17 protein-coding genes are annotated in these 14,506 nt (G+C 70.1%); 9 read left to right on the top strand and 8 right to left on the bottom strand.

The window, feature by feature from the left end:
- Window positions 1–191 precede the first annotated feature (191 nt).
- The 7 genes from E7742_RS14905 to E7742_RS14875 all read left to right on the top strand — a co-directional run bounded on the left by E7742_RS14905 (window position 192) and on the right by E7742_RS14875 (window position 6,267).
- Window positions 192–1,403 (top strand): DUF445 domain-containing protein, encoded by a 1,212-nt coding sequence (locus E7742_RS14905; protein ID WP_254699332.1) that lies wholly within the window; start codon window positions 192–194, stop codon window positions 1,401–1,403.
- A gap of 85 nt (window positions 1,404–1,488) precedes the next feature.
- Complete coding sequence (locus tag E7742_RS14900; protein ID WP_137799638.1) at window positions 1,489–1,980, top strand: helix-turn-helix domain-containing protein; 492 nt, start codon at window positions 1,489–1,491, stop codon at window positions 1,978–1,980.
- Complete coding sequence (locus tag E7742_RS14895; RefSeq protein WP_137799637.1) at window positions 1,973–2,884, top strand: heparin-binding hemagglutinin; 912 nt, start codon at window positions 1,973–1,975, stop codon at window positions 2,882–2,884. Before E7742_RS14900 ends, E7742_RS14895 begins: the two co-directional genes overlap by 8 nt.
- A 100-nt stretch (window positions 2,885–2,984) precedes the next feature.
- Window positions 2,985–3,278 (top strand): DUF2516 family protein, encoded by a 294-nt coding sequence (locus E7742_RS14890; RefSeq protein WP_137799636.1) that lies wholly within the window; start codon window positions 2,985–2,987, stop codon window positions 3,276–3,278.
- Window positions 3,279–3,432: 154 nt separating this feature from the next.
- Window positions 3,433–4,365: an AurF N-oxygenase family protein gene (locus E7742_RS14885; RefSeq protein WP_137799635.1), complete on the top strand. Its 933-nt coding sequence runs from the start codon at window positions 3,433–3,435 to the stop codon at window positions 4,363–4,365.
- 89 nt (window positions 4,366–4,454) lie between these two features.
- The gene (locus E7742_RS14880) at window positions 4,455–5,216 is read left to right on the top strand and encodes a MerR family transcriptional regulator (RefSeq protein ID WP_137799634.1); all 762 of its coding nucleotides are present in this window, start codon (window positions 4,455–4,457) and stop codon (window positions 5,214–5,216) included.
- A 10-nt stretch (window positions 5,217–5,226) separates the two neighbouring features.
- Complete coding sequence (locus tag E7742_RS14875; RefSeq protein WP_137799633.1) at window positions 5,227–6,267, top strand: alpha/beta fold hydrolase; 1,041 nt, start codon at window positions 5,227–5,229, stop codon at window positions 6,265–6,267.
- A 6-nt stretch (window positions 6,268–6,273) separates the two neighbouring features.
- On the opposite strand, the gene purU is transcribed toward E7742_RS14875, so the two are convergent.
- Window positions 6,274–7,161 (bottom strand): formyltetrahydrofolate deformylase, encoded by an 888-nt coding sequence (gene purU / locus E7742_RS14870; protein ID WP_137799632.1) that lies wholly within the window; start codon window positions 7,159–7,161, stop codon window positions 6,274–6,276.
- Between the two features lie 91 nt (window positions 7,162–7,252).
- Entirely contained in the window at window positions 7,253–7,696 is a 444-nt protein-coding gene (locus tag E7742_RS14865) for a hypothetical protein (RefSeq protein WP_137799631.1), read from the bottom strand.
- A gap of 148 nt (window positions 7,697–7,844) precedes the next feature.
- Here E7742_RS14865 and deoC point away from each other — a divergent pair, with 148 nt between their 5' ends.
- On the top strand, window positions 7,845–8,549 hold the full coding sequence (gene deoC, locus E7742_RS14860) for a deoxyribose-phosphate aldolase (protein ID WP_137799630.1): 705 nt from the start codon (window positions 7,845–7,847) through the stop codon (window positions 8,547–8,549).
- Between the two features lie 12 nt (window positions 8,550–8,561).
- Here deoC and E7742_RS14855 read toward each other — a convergent pair whose 3' ends face one another.
- A complete protein-coding gene (locus E7742_RS14855) occupies window positions 8,562–9,302 on the bottom strand; it encodes an LmeA family phospholipid-binding protein (RefSeq protein ID WP_137801234.1) in 741 nt (246 codons plus the stop codon).
- A 138-nt stretch (window positions 9,303–9,440) separates the two neighbouring features.
- On the opposite strand from E7742_RS14855, the gene E7742_RS14850 reads away from it, so the two are divergent.
- Window positions 9,441–10,052, top strand: coding sequence for a type IV toxin-antitoxin system AbiEi family antitoxin domain-containing protein (locus tag E7742_RS14850; RefSeq protein ID WP_137799629.1), 612 nt, complete (start codon window positions 9,441–9,443; stop codon window positions 10,050–10,052).
- Window positions 10,053–10,067: 15 nt separating this feature from the next.
- Here the strand turns inward: E7742_RS14850 and E7742_RS14845 are convergent, their stop codons facing one another.
- The 5 genes from E7742_RS14845 to E7742_RS14825 are packed head-to-tail and all read right to left on the bottom strand — an operon-like array spanning window position 10,068 to window position 14,492.
- Window positions 10,068–11,465: an amidohydrolase family protein gene (locus E7742_RS14845; protein ID WP_137799628.1), complete on the bottom strand. Its 1,398-nt coding sequence runs from the start codon at window positions 11,463–11,465 to the stop codon at window positions 10,068–10,070.
- The gene (locus E7742_RS14840) at window positions 11,462–12,652 is read right to left on the bottom strand and encodes a CoA transferase (RefSeq protein ID WP_254699017.1); all 1,191 of its coding nucleotides are present in this window, start codon (window positions 12,650–12,652) and stop codon (window positions 11,462–11,464) included. Before E7742_RS14840 ends, E7742_RS14845 begins: the two co-directional genes overlap by 4 nt.
- Complete coding sequence (locus E7742_RS14835) at window positions 12,649–13,437, bottom strand: class I SAM-dependent methyltransferase (RefSeq protein WP_137799627.1); 789 nt, start codon at window positions 13,435–13,437, stop codon at window positions 12,649–12,651. Before E7742_RS14835 ends, E7742_RS14840 begins: the two co-directional genes overlap by 4 nt.
- Window positions 13,438–13,442: 5 nt before the next feature.
- The gene (locus E7742_RS14830) at window positions 13,443–13,943 is read right to left on the bottom strand and encodes a DUF2505 domain-containing protein (protein WP_137799626.1); all 501 of its coding nucleotides are present in this window, start codon (window positions 13,941–13,943) and stop codon (window positions 13,443–13,445) included.
- 45 nt (window positions 13,944–13,988) lie between these two features.
- Window positions 13,989–14,492: a DUF2505 domain-containing protein gene (locus E7742_RS14825; RefSeq protein WP_137799625.1), complete on the bottom strand. Its 504-nt coding sequence runs from the start codon at window positions 14,490–14,492 to the stop codon at window positions 13,989–13,991.
- Between the last annotated feature and the right edge of the window lie 14 nt (window positions 14,493–14,506).

The raw sequence follows: 14,506 nt of genomic DNA, 5'->3' as shown, positions 1-14,506 counted from the left end.
GACGTCTATCTCGCGGTACCACCGCGTCGACCGCGGATTTCGGCACAATGTCGGGTGTGCAGCCCGTGCAGTCAGAACAGCCGTCCGCGCAGCCCACGAGCCGGTCCCGGTCGCAGTCGCCCCGGGCCGACGCTCCGACGTCCTTCGCGGGCGTCTTCGACGACGACGCCAAACGTCGCGAACTGCGGAAGATGAAGGCGGTCGCGACGGGGTTCCTCGTGGTCGCGACCGTCGTCTACCTCTTCTGCCGATGGCAGGAGACCCGCGGCGCCGGCGGCTGGGTCGGGTACGTGCGCGCCGCGTCCGAAGCCGGCATGGTGGGCGCACTGGCCGACTGGTTCGCGGTGACCGCCCTGTTCCGGCACCCGCTCGGGATCAAGATCCCGCACACCGCGATCATCAAGCGCAAGAAGGACCAGCTCGGCGAAAGCCTGAGCAGCTTCGTCGGCGACAACTTCCTGGCGCCCGAGGTGGTGTCGGCGAAGGTGAGCAGCGCGCAGATCCCGTTGCGGGTGGGCACGTGGATGGCCGAGCCCGTGCACGCGCAACGGGTCGCAGCCGAGACGTCGACGCTGCTGCGCGGGGTGGTCGAGGTCCTGCAGGACGACGACATCACCGCGATCATCGACAACACCATCGTCCGGCGGATCGCCGAGCCGGACTGGGGGCCGCCCATCGGCAAGGTGCTGGCCGAACTGCTGCGCGAGAATCGGCAGTTGCCGCTGCTGGATCTGCTGGCCGAGCGCGCGCACCAGTGGGCGCTGAACAGCCAGGACACGATCGACCGGATCATCAGCCGGGACTCGCCGAGCTGGTCGCCGAAGTTCGTCGACGCGATGCTGGGCGAGAAGATCTATCGCGAACTCGTGGAGTTCACGTGGAAGGTCCGCTCCAACCCCGAGCACGAGGTGCGACTGGCGGCCAACCGGTTCCTCGTCGATTTCGCGGACGATCTCCAGAACGATCCCGCGACCATCGCGAAGGCCGAGGCGATCAAGACCGAGATCATGGGCCGCGAGGAGATCACCGGCCTCGCCGCGGCCACGTGGCGGGTGGCCAAGCGGCTGATCATGGAGTCGGTCGACGACCCGAACAGCACGCTGCGCCGCAAGATCGCCGAGAACGTCGCGACGTTGGGGGTGCGGCTGCGCGACGACACGGAGTTGCGCTCGAAGGTGGACGGCTGGCTGCTGGCGGGCACGCGCTACGTCGCCTCGAACTACACCGACGAGATCACCGCGGTCATCACCGAGACCGTGCAGCGGTGGGACGCGGAGGAGGCGAGCCGCAAGATCGAATTGCAGGTGGGCCGCGATCTCCAGTTCATCCGGATCAACGGCACCGTCGTCGGCGCGCTCGCGGGCCTGGCGATCTACACGTTCTCGCAGCTGCTGTTCGCGTGAGCCACCCACGCCTGCTAGCAGAGTGCTTGCAATAGTTAGCACCCTGTCCTACGGTGGATCCTGCGTACAGAAGCAGGGAGTGCTGATGGTCGACGAGCCCGACGACATGGGTGGTGCGGCGCGCGTCGTCGCGGGTGCCGCCCACGACATCGGCGGTTTCATCCGCTCGCAGCGCGAAGCGGCGCAGGTGTCTCTGCGCCAGCTCGCGCAACTCGCCGGCGTCAGCAATCCCTACCTGAGTCAGATCGAACGCGGGCTGCGCAAGCCGTCCGCCGACGTCCTCGCGCAGATCGCGAAGGGGTTGCGGGTCTCGTCCGAGGTTCTGTACATGCAGGCCGGGATTCTCGAGAAGCGCCCGCACAGCCCGGTTCGGGACGCGCTGCTCGCCGACGGTGCCATCACCGAGCGACAGAAGCAGGTGCTGCTCGAGATCTACGAGTCGTTCTGTCGGGAGAACGACGCCGACAAGTCCGCCCAGTCCGACACGGCCGATCAGTCCCCGGGGGGTACGGCTACCGCGGACGAAGAAGAGCACGAGATCGCAGATCCACTCGACAGGAGTTCCGACAATGACTGATCCGAAGTTCATCGAGAACGTGAAGACGCCGTTCTTTGCCGCCGTCGGCACCGGCGACCTGGTCGTCCAGGCCGTCGCCGACGTCGTGTCCCAGGTCCGGGCCCGCGCCGAGAACGCCAACACCGACGTGTCCGGCCGCATCGACGAGGCCCGCGAGCGCTGGGCCAACCTGCCCACCGAGGTGTCGGAGGGCGTCGAGCAGCTGCGGGAGCGGCTGACCGCGCTGCCGGCCGAGCTGCCGGAGGAACTCGCCGAGCTGCGCGAGCGGTTCAACTCCGACGAGCTGCGCAAGGTCGCCGAGGCGTACCTCAAGGTCGCGTCCGATCTGTACGTCGCGCTCGCCGAGCGCGGCGAGGAAGCGGTGGAGCGGCTCCGCAAGCAGCCGGCCGTCGAGGAGCAGCTGGGACGGGCCGAGGCCGTGTTCGGCGACGCCGTCGAGCTCACCGAGGAGGCGCTCGGCACCGTGGCGCGCCAGACCCGTGCCGTCGGTGAGCAGGCCGCGAAGTTCGCCGGCCGGGCGGCCGGCCGCATCAGTGACGTCGCCGACGGGGCAGCCGTCGTGCTGTCGGAGACGACCGACACCGTGGTCGAGCGCCTGGCCGAGACCGGAGACTCGGTGGCCGAGCGCGTCGAGGCCGTGGGCGAGCGCGCGGAGGCCACGACCGAGGCGGCCGCCGAGCGCGTCGAGGCGGCGGCTCCCAAGGCGAGCGCGGAGCCGGCGGCTCCCAAGGTGACTGCCGAGCCCACGGCTCCCAAGAAGGATGCACCGGTCGCGAAGAAGGCTGCTCCGCCCAAGCCCGCGTCGACCAAGGCCACCCCGGCCACCCCGCCGAATCCGGCTGCCGCGGCGGCCAAGAAGGCGGCTCCCGTCAAGAAGGCTGCGCCGAAGAAGGCCACCGACTGACCGGCGCCTGACCACGCGCACCACCATCGGGGATCGGCCCCCGCGCAATCCGTTGCGTGGGGGCCTGCGCGTTTCGTCCACGGCTTCGTAGGATGGAAACGTGTTCAATCCTCACGGCATCACCGGTCTGATCCTGCTCGCGCTGCAGTTGCTCGCTCTCGCCGCCGCGGTGTTCGCGATCTTCCATGCGGTACGTCAGCGCAAGGATGCCTTCACTGCCGTGGACAAGCTGACCAAGCCGATCTGGCTCGGCATCCTGATCGCCTCACTGCTCGTGATCTTCCTGTTCGGGGCGGTCCACATGCTCGGACTCATCGCGGTGGTCGCGGTGTGCGTGTACCTCGTCGACGTCCGTCCGCGGGTCGACGACGTCCAACGCGGTCCGCGCTGGTAGTTCCGCGCACATCGGTCGTCCCGGGCATCTGTTGACAAACAGTTACAGATAATCCTTGACAACGCTCATTGTGACGGTGTTATCGTCGAAATACGCCTGAAACAGGCATGACCTGCGTGAACGTCACGTGAATGTCCGTGGGCAGGAGTTGACGATGTCGATCATCCACCGGGAGCCCGTCGCGGCCCAGCCGTCTCGCCACCTGCGGGCGGGAGATCGGCAGGACACCGCCTCACGTCTGCTCGCGTCCGCCGCCCGCAAGTCGTACGACCCCCTCGTCGAGGTCGACTGGGAGGCGCCCATCCCCGAGGGCCTCTACGGCATGACGCCGGAATGGTGCAGCCTGTACGGCACCGAGTTGTGGGAGCGGATGACCGAGGAGCAGCGCATCACGCTCACCAAGCACGAGGCCGCGAGCGTCGCCGGCACCGGCATCTGGTTCGAGATGATCCTGATGCAGATGCTGTTGCGCGACATCTACTCGCACGACCCGGCCACTCCGCACGTCCAGTTCGCGCTCAACGAGATTGCCGACGAGTGCCGTCATTCGACGATGTTCGCGCGGTCCGCGCAGCGGTTCGGGATCCCGTCGTACCGGCCCAAGCGGTGGATCCTCAACACGGCGCGGCTGTTCAAGTCCACGGCCTCCGGCTCCCTCGCGTACGGCGGCACGCTGTTCGCCGAGGAGATTCTCGACATGATGCAGCGCGACTTCATGAAGGACGCGCGCGTGCAGCCCATCACCCGCACCGTGAGCAAGATCCACGTGCTCGAGGAGGCTCGGCACATCAAGTTCGCCCGCGAGGAGACGGTGCGCCGGGTCAGGTCCCTCTCCCGGTCCAAGCTCGCGTACCAGCGCGTGGTGCTGGGTGTTACCGCCTACTTCGTCGTCACGTGCCTCGTGAACGAGCAGGTCTACGCCGCCGCCGGCCTCGACGTCGAGGAGGCCAAGGAGGCCGCACGCAACAACGTGCACTACCAGGAGATGATTCGTGAGGGGTGCCGCAAGACCGTCGAATTCCTCGACGAGTGCGGCCTCATCGGTGGCCCGTCGAAGGCGCTGCTGCGCCGGGCGCACATCATCTAGTGCCCACGCTCACCGCGATAGACTTTCCCGCACCGTCGACCGCGCCGGAATCGCCGACGCCGTCGCGGTACCAGTGGGGAAGGCGGAACATGAAGGAGTACCGCATCGACGACCTCGCGCGCGAGGCCGGCGTGAGCGTGCGCAACGTGCGGGTCTACCAGGATCGGGGTCTGCTGCCGCCGCCACGCAAGGAGGGCCGCGCCGGTTGGTACAACGAGTCGCACCTCGCGCGACTCAATCTCATCGGCCGGATGCTCGATCGCGGGTACACCTTCGCGACCATCAGTGAACTGCTCACGGCGGCGCAGTACGGACTCCACGTGCGCGACGTCCTGGAGACCGACGATCCGGGCGGACGGTGGAAGAAGTATCGCCGGGCGGCCAAGCTCACGCTCTCGGAGTTGCGGCGCATGTTCGGTGACCAGACCACCGAGGCGGACATCGCGCTGGGCACCCGTCTGGGCGTGCTCGCGAAGGCCGGAACGGAATACTCGGTGACGAATCCGCGGCTGATCGAGGCCGCGCAGGTCCTTGTCGACGCCGGCATCCCGCTGGCCGACATCCTCGAGAAGACCGAGTCGGCGCGCCGCGACCTCGGCGCCGTCGCGGCGAGTTTCGTCGAATTGGTCTCCGATCGCTACCTGGCCCGCGAGGGCGAGACGCTCGAACTCGACGAGGCGACGATCTCCGAGGTGGCGGCGGTGGTGAACCAGGTTCGCCCGCTCGCGTACGACGCGGTGCACGCGCTGTTCGCCGAGGCGGTGGAAGAACAGATCTCGAAAGCCCTCGCGAAGGCCGCGAGTCAGCTCGAACAGGCTGCGCCCGAGGCGGACTCGCCGCGCGCAGGGTAGGAACAGGGGAGTGAGAGTGAGTGCACGGAAGTCCCGCAAGGGGCTGTGGACGGCGGTCGGTGTCGTCGGCGCGGCGGGTGTCGCCGTGGCGGTGGCCCGACGGCGATCGGCGGCGGCGGACTCGGCGGGGGGCTCGACGCCCGACCGCGACCGGACCGACCTGTTCGAGACGCCGCGACGGGAGCCGGAGATCGTTCCCGTCGTCTCGGCCGACGGTGCGGAACTGCACGTGCGCGCCTACGGCGACCCCGACGCGCCGCCGATCGTGTTCAGCCACGGGTGGACGTGTTCGGCCGACTTCTGGTATCCGCAGGTCAACGCGCTCGCCGACAAGTACCGCGTCATCACCTACGACCAGCGCGGCCACGGCCGCAGCGGCATCGGCGCCACCCCGCTGAGCCCCGACGTCCTGGCCGACGACCTCTCGGCTGTCCTCGCCGCCACCGTGCGCGACGGACGGAAGGCGGAGATCGTCGGGCACAGCATGGGCGGCATGAGCATCGTCGCGTGGGCCGGCAAGTACCCGGAGCAGGTGGACCGGTACGCGAGCTCGGTGCTGCTGGCCAGCACCGGCACCGACAGCCTGGTCGCCGAGACCACCGTCATCCCACTGCCGCAACGTTTTCCGCGGGTGCCGGTGCCGGTGGGCCGGGCCGTGCTGGGGTCGGCGCTGCCGATGCCGGCCAGCCCGATGACCGCCCGCGCCATCAAGTACGTCGCGATGGCACCCGGCTCCTCACCCGCCGAGGTCGCCTTCTGCGAGCGGATCGTCAGCCAGTGCCACCCGCGCACCCGCGGCGGCTGGGGTGCGGCGCTGAGCACCCTCGACATCAGGGACGGACTGAAGAACCTCACGGTGCCGACCACCGTGCTGGTCGGCACCGCCGACCGCCTCACGCCGCCGTCACACGCCCGCCGCGTCGCGCAGCTGCTCGACGACGCCGACAACCTCGAGCGGCTGATCGTGCTCCGCGGCATCGGGCACATGTCGTCGGTCGAGGCCGTCGACGACTTCAACGCCGAGGTCGAGCGGCTCCGCGCGCTGAACTGACGTCCGTCAGCTGAAGACGACGGTCTTGCGGCCGTGCACCTGGACGCGATCCTCCAGGTGCCACCGCAGGCCGCGGGCCAGCACCAGCTTCTCGATGTCCCGGCCCTGCCGGACCATGTCGGCGACCTGATCGGTGTGGTCGACGCGGATGACGTCCTGCTCGATGATCGGCCCGGCGTCCAACTCGGCGGTCACGTAGTGGCACGTCGCGCCGATCAGCTTCACACCCCGCGCGAACGCCTGGTGGTACGGGCGGGCACCGATGAACGACGGCAGGAAGCTGTGGTGGATGTTGATCGCGCGGCCGGCCCAGTGCTCGCACAGTTCGGCCGGCAGCACCTGCATGAAGCGGGCCAGCACCACGGCGTGCGGGTCGTGCGCGTCGACGAGCTTGCGGACCTGCTCGAACGCGGGCCCGCGCTCGGCCGGGTCCTTGGGGAACGACACGTAGTGGAAGTCGACGCCGTGCCGCTTGGTCACCCGCTCGAGGTCCGGGTGGTTGCCGATGACGGCGGCCACCTCGCACTGCAGCTCACCCGCCGAGACGCGGCCGAGGATGTCGTGCAGGCAGTGGCCCTCCTTGCTGACCAGCAGCACGACGCGCTTGCGCTCGCCGGTGTCGGTGAGCGTCCACTCCGTCTCCGGGCCCAGCTCCTCGGCGACGGCCGCGAACTTCTCCCGCATCTCCTCGAGGCTCAGGCTGATCGACGACGCCCGGACCGCCTGCCGCGTGAAGAACCAGTTGGTGTCGGCGTCGGCGTGGTACGCGGCCTCGACGATCCAACCGCCGATCTCGGCCAGGAACGCCGAGATGCGTGCCACGATGCCGGTGCGGTCGGGGCAACCCAGAGAGAGGACGTAACGACGGTCGTCGGTCGAGGCAGCTGAACTCATGGATCCAGTCTCTCAGGTCCCCGGAAGCCGACAACCTTCGCGTGCCCGCCGCCGTCCCGGCGGCGGTGAGTCCCGGCGCAGCTGTCCCCCTCTAATGGTCCGTGAGTTCGAAGTACCATTCGAGGAAAGAGTTGAAGTCGGGCCACTGCGGCGTCAACGTTCCTTCGTGGAATTCTTGCCATTCGGTACCCAGCCCCAGGCGCAACACCGCTTCGCTGTTCTTGTCGTAGAAATATCCGTACTCACCCTGGAAGTTGTCCAGCGGCATGTATTCGTCGGGCAGGTTCAACCCACCGTGCGTCCTGTCCAGGCTCGCCGAGTAGTCCTTGCTGTTCACCAGGAACCAGCAGATTTGGTAGATCTCCCGGTTTCTACTCACGAAAGTTGGCCCGTCCTCGGCGTGTAGATAGAACTGCGCAAAATCGGAGGACTCGTCCACGTCGAGATCCGACAACGCGTTTCGGTAATCCTCCGTGACGTCGTCGAACCACCAGCCTCTGCTCTTCAGGTGGTCGACCAACTTGCTCGAGAGCATTTCGTTCTCCATGTTTCGCTGCGGCACTGCGTTCCTGCGGTGCGCACACTACGTGGACGGTCGATCGTTCCGTGGTGCACGGGTAGCCCTGGAAAGCGTCGTCGACTCGATCGCGTCGACGACGGCGAGCTGTGCCAAGCTTCGGGGCATGTCCGACAACGCTGTGTGCCGTACCCGGGTCGCCGCCATGGTCGACCACACGCTGCTCGATCCGACCGCGTCGGACGCCGACGTCCGGGCGCTCGTGGACGACGCCCGGGAGTTGGGTGCGTTCGCGGTGTGTGTCTCGCCGTCGATGCTGCCGCTCGCTGACGTCGAGGCACAGCGGCCGCGGTCGCAATCTGCGACGGGGCCGGTGGTCGCGACCGTCGTGGGGTTTCCGTCGGGCAAGCACCATTCGCTCGTGAAGGCCACGGAGGCGCGGCTCGCGGTCGACCAGGGCGCCGCCGAGGTCGACATGGTGATCGACCTCGGGGCCGCGGTGGCCGGGGAGTTCAATGCCGTACACGCCGACATCCTCGCGGTCCGCGAGGCGATCGGCGCCGACGCGGTCCTCAAGGTGATCATCGAGTCGGCGGCGCTGTCGGACGACGCGATCGTGGCGGCGTGCCGCGCCGCCGAACGCGCGGGCGCGAACTTCGTGAAGACCTCCACCGGCTTCCATCCCGCGGGCGGGGCGAGCCCGCACGCGGTGCGGCTCATGGCGCAGACGGTCGGCGACCGGCTCGGCGTCAAGGCCAGCGGCGGCATCCGCACCGCGGACGACGCGCTGGCGATGATCGACGCCGGCGCCACCCGGCTGGGGCTCTCGCGCACCCGGCAGGTCCTGGACGGGCTCCCGGACCAGTCCTGAGGCTGCGGTGCGTCAGAGGATGCTGCAGCCGGACTTCGGCGCGTTCGGATCCTGCGGCGGCATCACGTACTGACCGCCCTCGAGGTGCACGTCCACCGCGTCGTCGGTGAGCGTCAACGACGTCGGCGCCATGTCCAGCGGATACTGCTGCAGGCCCTCGGTCAGGGTCTGGACCACACCGTCGACGAGCGCGGTGGGCAGACCCAGCCCGAGGATCTCGGCGCTGACCGTCTCCACCTTCACCTGCCCGTCCTGCACCGTCGGGCGGACCGTGAGGTCCGCGAAGCCGCCGACCGAGATCTTCAGCGTGCCCGCGGCGGGGTCCGTCGTCACCGCGCTCACCATGCCGCCGAGCGGCTGCGACTGCAGGGTGGCGAGGATGCCGTCGGTCTTCCACGTGACGTCGGCGGTGGAGCTGCCGATGGTGCCGCTGCTGTCGGGAGAGTCGGTCACCTCGATGTCGTTGGCGCGGGCGTTGACCTGCATGCCCTGCGCGGGGCCGAACGTGGAGCCGGAGCTGTCGATCGTCACGTACGGGATGCTCTTGTCGGCCAGCTGCAGCAGCACCGGCTTCCAGCTGAGCCCGACATCCACGGGGGTGCCGAGCTGGCTCTGGAACTGCGACTCCATGCAGCTGGTGGCGCGCTGCCGGACGAACAGCTCGCCGCCGACCAGTGCGACGACGAGCGCCGCGACCACGACCAGCGTGATCACGAGCGCCTTGCGTCGCTTGGGCTTCGGGGCTGCGGGCATCTGGGGTGCGTTCACTGGTGCCGACATGGCAGGGATTCTTCCCGAAGACTCTGAGCGGTTTCTGTGAATGAGGACTCGGTATGGACACCGCGACCGGAAAACTGTGACCTGCGCCACTGCTCGACGTAGGGTGTCTGCATGGCGGGCTGGACCGATCCGCGACGCGAACCGACCCCGGAAGCGGGGGCGGATCTGCGTCGACTCGCGCTCCGACAGGCGGGGTATTTCACGACCCGGCAGGCGCAGCGTCTCGGCCTCACGGCCGAGGACATCGGCAGTCGCCTGTCCGAGGGAGCCTGGCTCCGCATCGAACGGGATCTGTTCCGGCTGGCGGCGTTCCCGCGCAGCGACCTCGAGGAGTACGCCAAGTGGTGCGCCTGGTTCGAGGGGGCGGCCGTCGTCTCCCACCAGAGCGCCGCGGAGCTGCACGGTCTGGGTCACCTGCATCCGAGTTTCGTGCACCTGTCCACGCAGGCACCCGCGCCCGCGCCCACTCGCCGGCTGGCCCTGCACCGCCGCGAACTGCGTGCCGAGGACTACGAACTGGTCGGCACCTTCGGCGTCACCACGCCGCTGTGCACCGCGCTCGACCTCGCGTCCGGCGGGATCGCCCAGGACCTGTTCGACGAGGTCGTCAGCGACGGCATCGCGATCGGACGGATCGACCGCGAGAAGCTGCGCGCCGAGTGCATCGGCCGCCCCCAGCAGGTCGCCGAGCGCATCGAGCACGCGCTGGACGGGGCGACGTAGACCGAGGCGGCGACGTCAGCGCGCATAGGCGACGCGTCCACCGATGACGGTGGCGCGAACCGCACCCGCGGTCGGCGCGGCGCACTGGTCGGCGACGGATCGGTCCAGCAGGACCAGATCTGCGCGCGCCCCCCGGCCGACGACCCGGGGCGCGGCGCCCGGATCGTCCAACGGGGCGAGGTAGAGGTCGAGGGCCGCCCGCGTGGTGATGCGTTCGGCCGGGCCGACGCGGCGACCGTCGGGGGCGCGCCGGTCGGCGGCCGCCGCGATCACCCGCCAGGGATCGAGCGGCCCGTACGGGGCGTCGCTGGAGAGTGCGAGCCCGATGCCGGCGTCGCACAGACTCCGGCAGCGGTACAGGTCGCCGAGATCGGCGGCGTCGACCCGCTGCAGGTAGTCGTCACCGCGGTGGGCCACGAAGCCCGGCTGCGTCACCACCCGGAGACCGAGACCGCGGAGAGTGCCCAGGGTTTCGACGGGAATGAGGGCGCCGTGTTCGATGCGGTCGCCGGGAACGTTTCCGGTCTCGGCGAACACGGCCAGCAGGATCAGCAACGCTTCCCGGCTCACGCAGTGCACCGCGACGGGGCGGTCGGCCGCGTGGGCGCGGGCAACCGTGGCGATCAGGGCGTCGATGTCGGGCAGCCCCGAATCGGCCAGCACGATCTTGTAGGCGCCGACCGTCACCCCGGACACGGGCTCCACGGCGGCGTCCAGCGCGACACCGAGCAGGTTGAGACGCTGCGGGATCGCCCGCGACGCCGCCGCGGCGAGGAGGGCGGCCAGGGACGTTTCACTCAGATCCGGTGTGGCGTCGGTGATTCCGGTGATCCCGTAGCGGGCGAGCTCGTCGCCGATCGCCGTGAGGTCCGGCGGTCCGGTCTCCGGCAGGCGCGAACGCAGCCACGTATCGGCCCGCCACACCCGACCGGTCGCCCGGCCGTGATGGTCGCGCTCCACCCCGGGATGCACGGCCGAGTCGAGTCCCACGAGGGCGGCGGCCGCCGAGTTGAGGATCCACACGGCTCCACTGCGGTGCTGCACCCGGACCGGACGGTCCCGGCACAGCGCGTCGAGGCCCGCCGAGTCCAGTTCCCCGGCAACGGTTTCGACGTACCCGACGCCGCGGATCCACCCGTCACCGGGTGCTGTGGCCAACGCCGCCGCGAGTGCGGCACCGTCGCGGACGTGCGGGGGACCGCACCGCACCGAGTCGGCATCCGCGGCGAGCGCGTGCAGATGCAGGTGGTGGTCGTGCAGACCCGGCAGCAGGGCGCCGCCGTCCGCGTCGACGACGGTGTGGCCGACCGTGGGGAGTTCGGCGCCGACCGCGACGATCCGTTCGCCCTCGACGAGCACGTCGACACCGGGGCGGCCGGCGACCTCCGCACCGCGGATGAGCAGGCCGGTCATCGGATGCGCACACCCAGTTCGGCAAGCACCGCCGCGGTGTCACGGCCACTGTCCGGGGCGGTGCCGGCCGGGTCCCGCCGGCTCGGTGGGACGACGGTCGACTCGTCGGCGACGGTCGTGCGGGAGTAGGGGTCGAGGGTGCCGGCCACCACCGACGCCATCGCCACGTCCCACAGCTGTCCGCCGCCGTCGGGGGGAGCGGACAACGCCAGGGCTGCCGCCGTCACGCCGGTGAGCGGATCGGCGATGGCGTCACCCACGAACACCGGCGCGCCCTCCGCGTCATGGGCGACCAGCCCGGCGGTGGCCGCGACGTCGTCGCCGAATCCGATCCGGTTCGAAGCGCGACCGTGCGCTGTGATCGAGATCCACGTGCCCCCGGTGTCGGCGAACCGCTGCGCGTCGAGCCCGAAGGCGGCCAGTGCCCGGGGCCGCGACGCCTCGATGACGATGTCCGCCGACGCGACCAGCGCACCGAGAGCGCGGCGCTGGTCCGGCACGTCCGGGTCGAGCACCACGGATTCGTGGCCGCCGTGCAACAGGCGGTAGAAGTCGGGATTTCCGCGGCGCGCACCGTCCGGGCGATGCGGCGTCTCGACCTTGATCACCCGGGCGCCGGCCAGCCCCAGGATGTGCGCGCACAGCGGACCGGCCCACAGCGCACTGAAGTCGACCACGCGCAGTCCCTCGACCGGACGGGGTTGCAGCGGAGTCGGCGCCGGGGTCGGCACCGATGCGATCGGGCCCGCCGCCAGGCCCAGTAGTTCCGCGCGGTCGGCCAACTCGGCGCCGGAGTGCGTCCGCACCCAGTCGGTCACGGCCGGCCAGGGGTCGTCGCCCACGTCGCGGCCCACGAGCGCCCCGAGCAGCGGGGGGTCGTCGGGGCGGGCGCAGCTGACCGCGGCCCACCCGTCCGCGGTCGGCAGCAGCCGAGCGTGCCGGCCGGCCGATGTCGGGCCCCCGCGGCGGAAGCCGGTGAACGCGGCACGCTCGGACAGCAGTCGGGCGCCGTCGAGCCGCACCCGGCCACCCGTGGCGGCCGCGATCCGGTCGGTGTGGGCGCGGGCCAGCGACGCCGCGGCACCGGGCGGAACGAGGCTCGGGCCGTCGGAATGCCCGGTGAGCAGGGGGATTCCGCTTTCGGCCCAGTCGCGTACGCGGTGGGCCGCTGCGGACGTGCGTCTCACGTCGGCGAGGGACTCGGACGGACGTGACTCCACGGAACGGTGAGCACGCAGTCGCGGATCCGGCGGCGCTGAGGGGCGACCGGCAGCCCCTGCGCGGCGAGCTGGCGCACGGTTTCCCGCCACCGGATGCGGGGACCGAACGGGGCCAGAGCCGCGCAGGTGGCCCACGCCCGGTCGGCGGTCACCAGCAATTCGTGGATCCGCTCGCCCTCGACATTGCGGTGGATGAGCGCCTTGGGCAGCCGCTCGGCGATGTCGCTCGGCCGATCCGTGGCGAAGGGGTCCCACGCCAGTGTGAGCGAGCGCGGGCCGTCGCTGTCGAGCAGCACCCACGCGCAGCGCCGGCCCAACTCGTCACACGTGCCGTCCACGATCAGGCCGCCGGGCGCCAACCCGCTGCGCAGCCGCCCCCACGCCTGGTCGACGGCGTCCTCGGGGTACTGCCGCAGCACGTTGAACGCGCGGATGAGGGTCGGCCGCAGGCCGGCCAGCTCGAACCCGCCACGCGCGAAGCGGACGCCGTCGCGGCCCTCGACCACGCGGTCGGGATCGATCTCGAGTCCCACCACCCGGATGTCGGGCCGCACGGTGCGCATCCGGGCCGCCAGCTCGTACGTCGTGACCGGCATCGCGCCGTAGCCCAGGTCGACGATCAGCGGGTCGGGCGCGTCCCGGAGGGTGCGGCGGACGTCCGGGCTGTGCACCAGCCAGCGGTCGCTGCGGCGCAGCCGGTTGATGCCGGTGGTTCCGCGGGTGATGACGCCGACGGGTTTGTTCTCACGCACTCCGGTTACTGCTGGGCGAGCCAGGCGGCGGTGATCGCGGCCTCGTTCCGGAACAGGTCGACCAGATTCGCCAGCATCAACTGCTCGAGCTTGCCGCCGACGAACGGCAGGAACACCTTCGCCTCGGACGTCGTGCGCAGCGTGCAGCCGGTATCGGTGCTGAACAGTTCCATGGTGCCGGTCAGGCTGCCCGGACCGGCCGGAATGGACGCCTCGTAGGTGCCGGTGACCGGCTCCCCGAACGGCGTGTACCGCTCCTTGCGGGTGATGACCAGGTCCTTTTTCAGCACGGCCTGCGCGATGTCCGGCAGGTCCCGGCGGGGCAGCACGTGGTGGAGCACCAGATCGATCCCGTCGTCGGTCACCTTCAGGCTCTCGAGGTGGTTCTCGCTGTACTTGCGCATCTCCTCCATCCGCGCCTCCCAGTGGTCCGGGTCGCTCAGCGCGGCGTACACCTTCTCGGCGGGATGGTCGAACCTGGCGGAGTAGTCGATGCGACGGGCCATGACCGGCAGGTTACCGGCCCGCGCCCGTCGCGTCGGTGAAAGAGGTCACCGGGCCTGCGCCGTCCACTGCCCGGTGAAGTCCTCCTCGGCGTCGAGCAGTTCCAGGACCTGGCCCGCGATCACGGACTCGACCTTGCTGCCGAAGATCGGCAGCTTGACCTCCACATCACCATCCATGACCAGCAGCGATCCTCCGCTGTCGGCGGTGAGGACCATGGTGCCGCGCAGTTGTCCGGGCGCGCCCTCGACCTCGGCGGAGAAGGTGCCCTCGGCCCGGTCACCCTGTAGCGGACCCCACGATTCGGTCCGCTTGATGATCAGGTCACCCGGACGGATCTTGGTGACCACAGACGGCAGGTGCTCGGCGGGCACCGCCTGCGTCATCACGACGTCGATCGTGCCGTCGCCCACCTGCACGCTGTCGAGCTTCGCGCCGGGGCCGCCGACCTGCTGGAGCCGGCTCTGCCAGTAGTGCTCGTCGGTGAGTGCGGCGTGCAGAGTCGCGACCGAGTGCGGGTAATGCGCGGAATGCTCGATGTGTCGGGCCATGGACGGCACGCTAC

Source organism: Rhodococcus sp. SGAir0479 (assembly GCF_005484805.1).
Lineage (GTDB): Bacteria > Actinomycetota > Actinomycetes > Mycobacteriales > Mycobacteriaceae > Prescottella.
This window is presented reverse-complemented; position numbering and strand designations above follow the sequence as displayed.

Excerpts from the sequence above, each read along its gene's own strand:
- E7742_RS14845 (WP_137799628.1), bottom strand. The coding sequence starts at position 11,465 with ATGACCGGCCTGCTCATCCGCGGTGCGGAGGTCGCCGGCCGCCCCGGT.
- E7742_RS14885 (WP_137799635.1), top strand. The coding sequence starts at position 3,433 with ATGTCGATCATCCACCGGGAGCCCGTCGCGGCCCAGCCGTCTCGCCAC.
- E7742_RS14865 (WP_137799631.1), bottom strand. The coding sequence starts at position 7,696 with ATGCTCTCGAGCAAGTTGGTCGACCACCTGAAGAGCAGAGGCTGGTGG.
- E7742_RS14855 (WP_137801234.1), bottom strand. The coding sequence starts at position 9,302 with ATGCCCGCAGCCCCGAAGCCCAAGCGACGCAAGGCGCTCGTGATCACG.
- purU (WP_137799632.1), bottom strand. The coding sequence starts at position 7,161 with ATGAGTTCAGCTGCCTCGACCGACGACCGTCGTTACGTCCTCTCTCTG.
- deoC (WP_137799630.1), top strand. The coding sequence starts at position 7,845 with ATGTCCGACAACGCTGTGTGCCGTACCCGGGTCGCCGCCATGGTCGAC.
- E7742_RS14895 (WP_137799637.1), top strand. The coding sequence starts at position 1,973 with ATGACTGATCCGAAGTTCATCGAGAACGTGAAGACGCCGTTCTTTGCC.
- E7742_RS14905 (WP_254699332.1), top strand. The coding sequence starts at position 192 with ATGAAGGCGGTCGCGACGGGGTTCCTCGTGGTCGCGACCGTCGTCTAC.
- E7742_RS14825 (WP_137799625.1), bottom strand. The coding sequence starts at position 14,492 with ATGGCCCGACACATCGAGCATTCCGCGCATTACCCGCACTCGGTCGCG.
- E7742_RS14900 (WP_137799638.1), top strand. The coding sequence starts at position 1,489 with ATGGTCGACGAGCCCGACGACATGGGTGGTGCGGCGCGCGTCGTCGCG.
- E7742_RS14830 (WP_137799626.1), bottom strand. The coding sequence starts at position 13,943 with ATGGCCCGTCGCATCGACTACTCCGCCAGGTTCGACCATCCCGCCGAG.
- E7742_RS14880 (WP_137799634.1), top strand. The coding sequence starts at position 4,455 with ATGAAGGAGTACCGCATCGACGACCTCGCGCGCGAGGCCGGCGTGAGC.
- E7742_RS14850 (WP_137799629.1), top strand. The coding sequence starts at position 9,441 with ATGGCGGGCTGGACCGATCCGCGACGCGAACCGACCCCGGAAGCGGGG.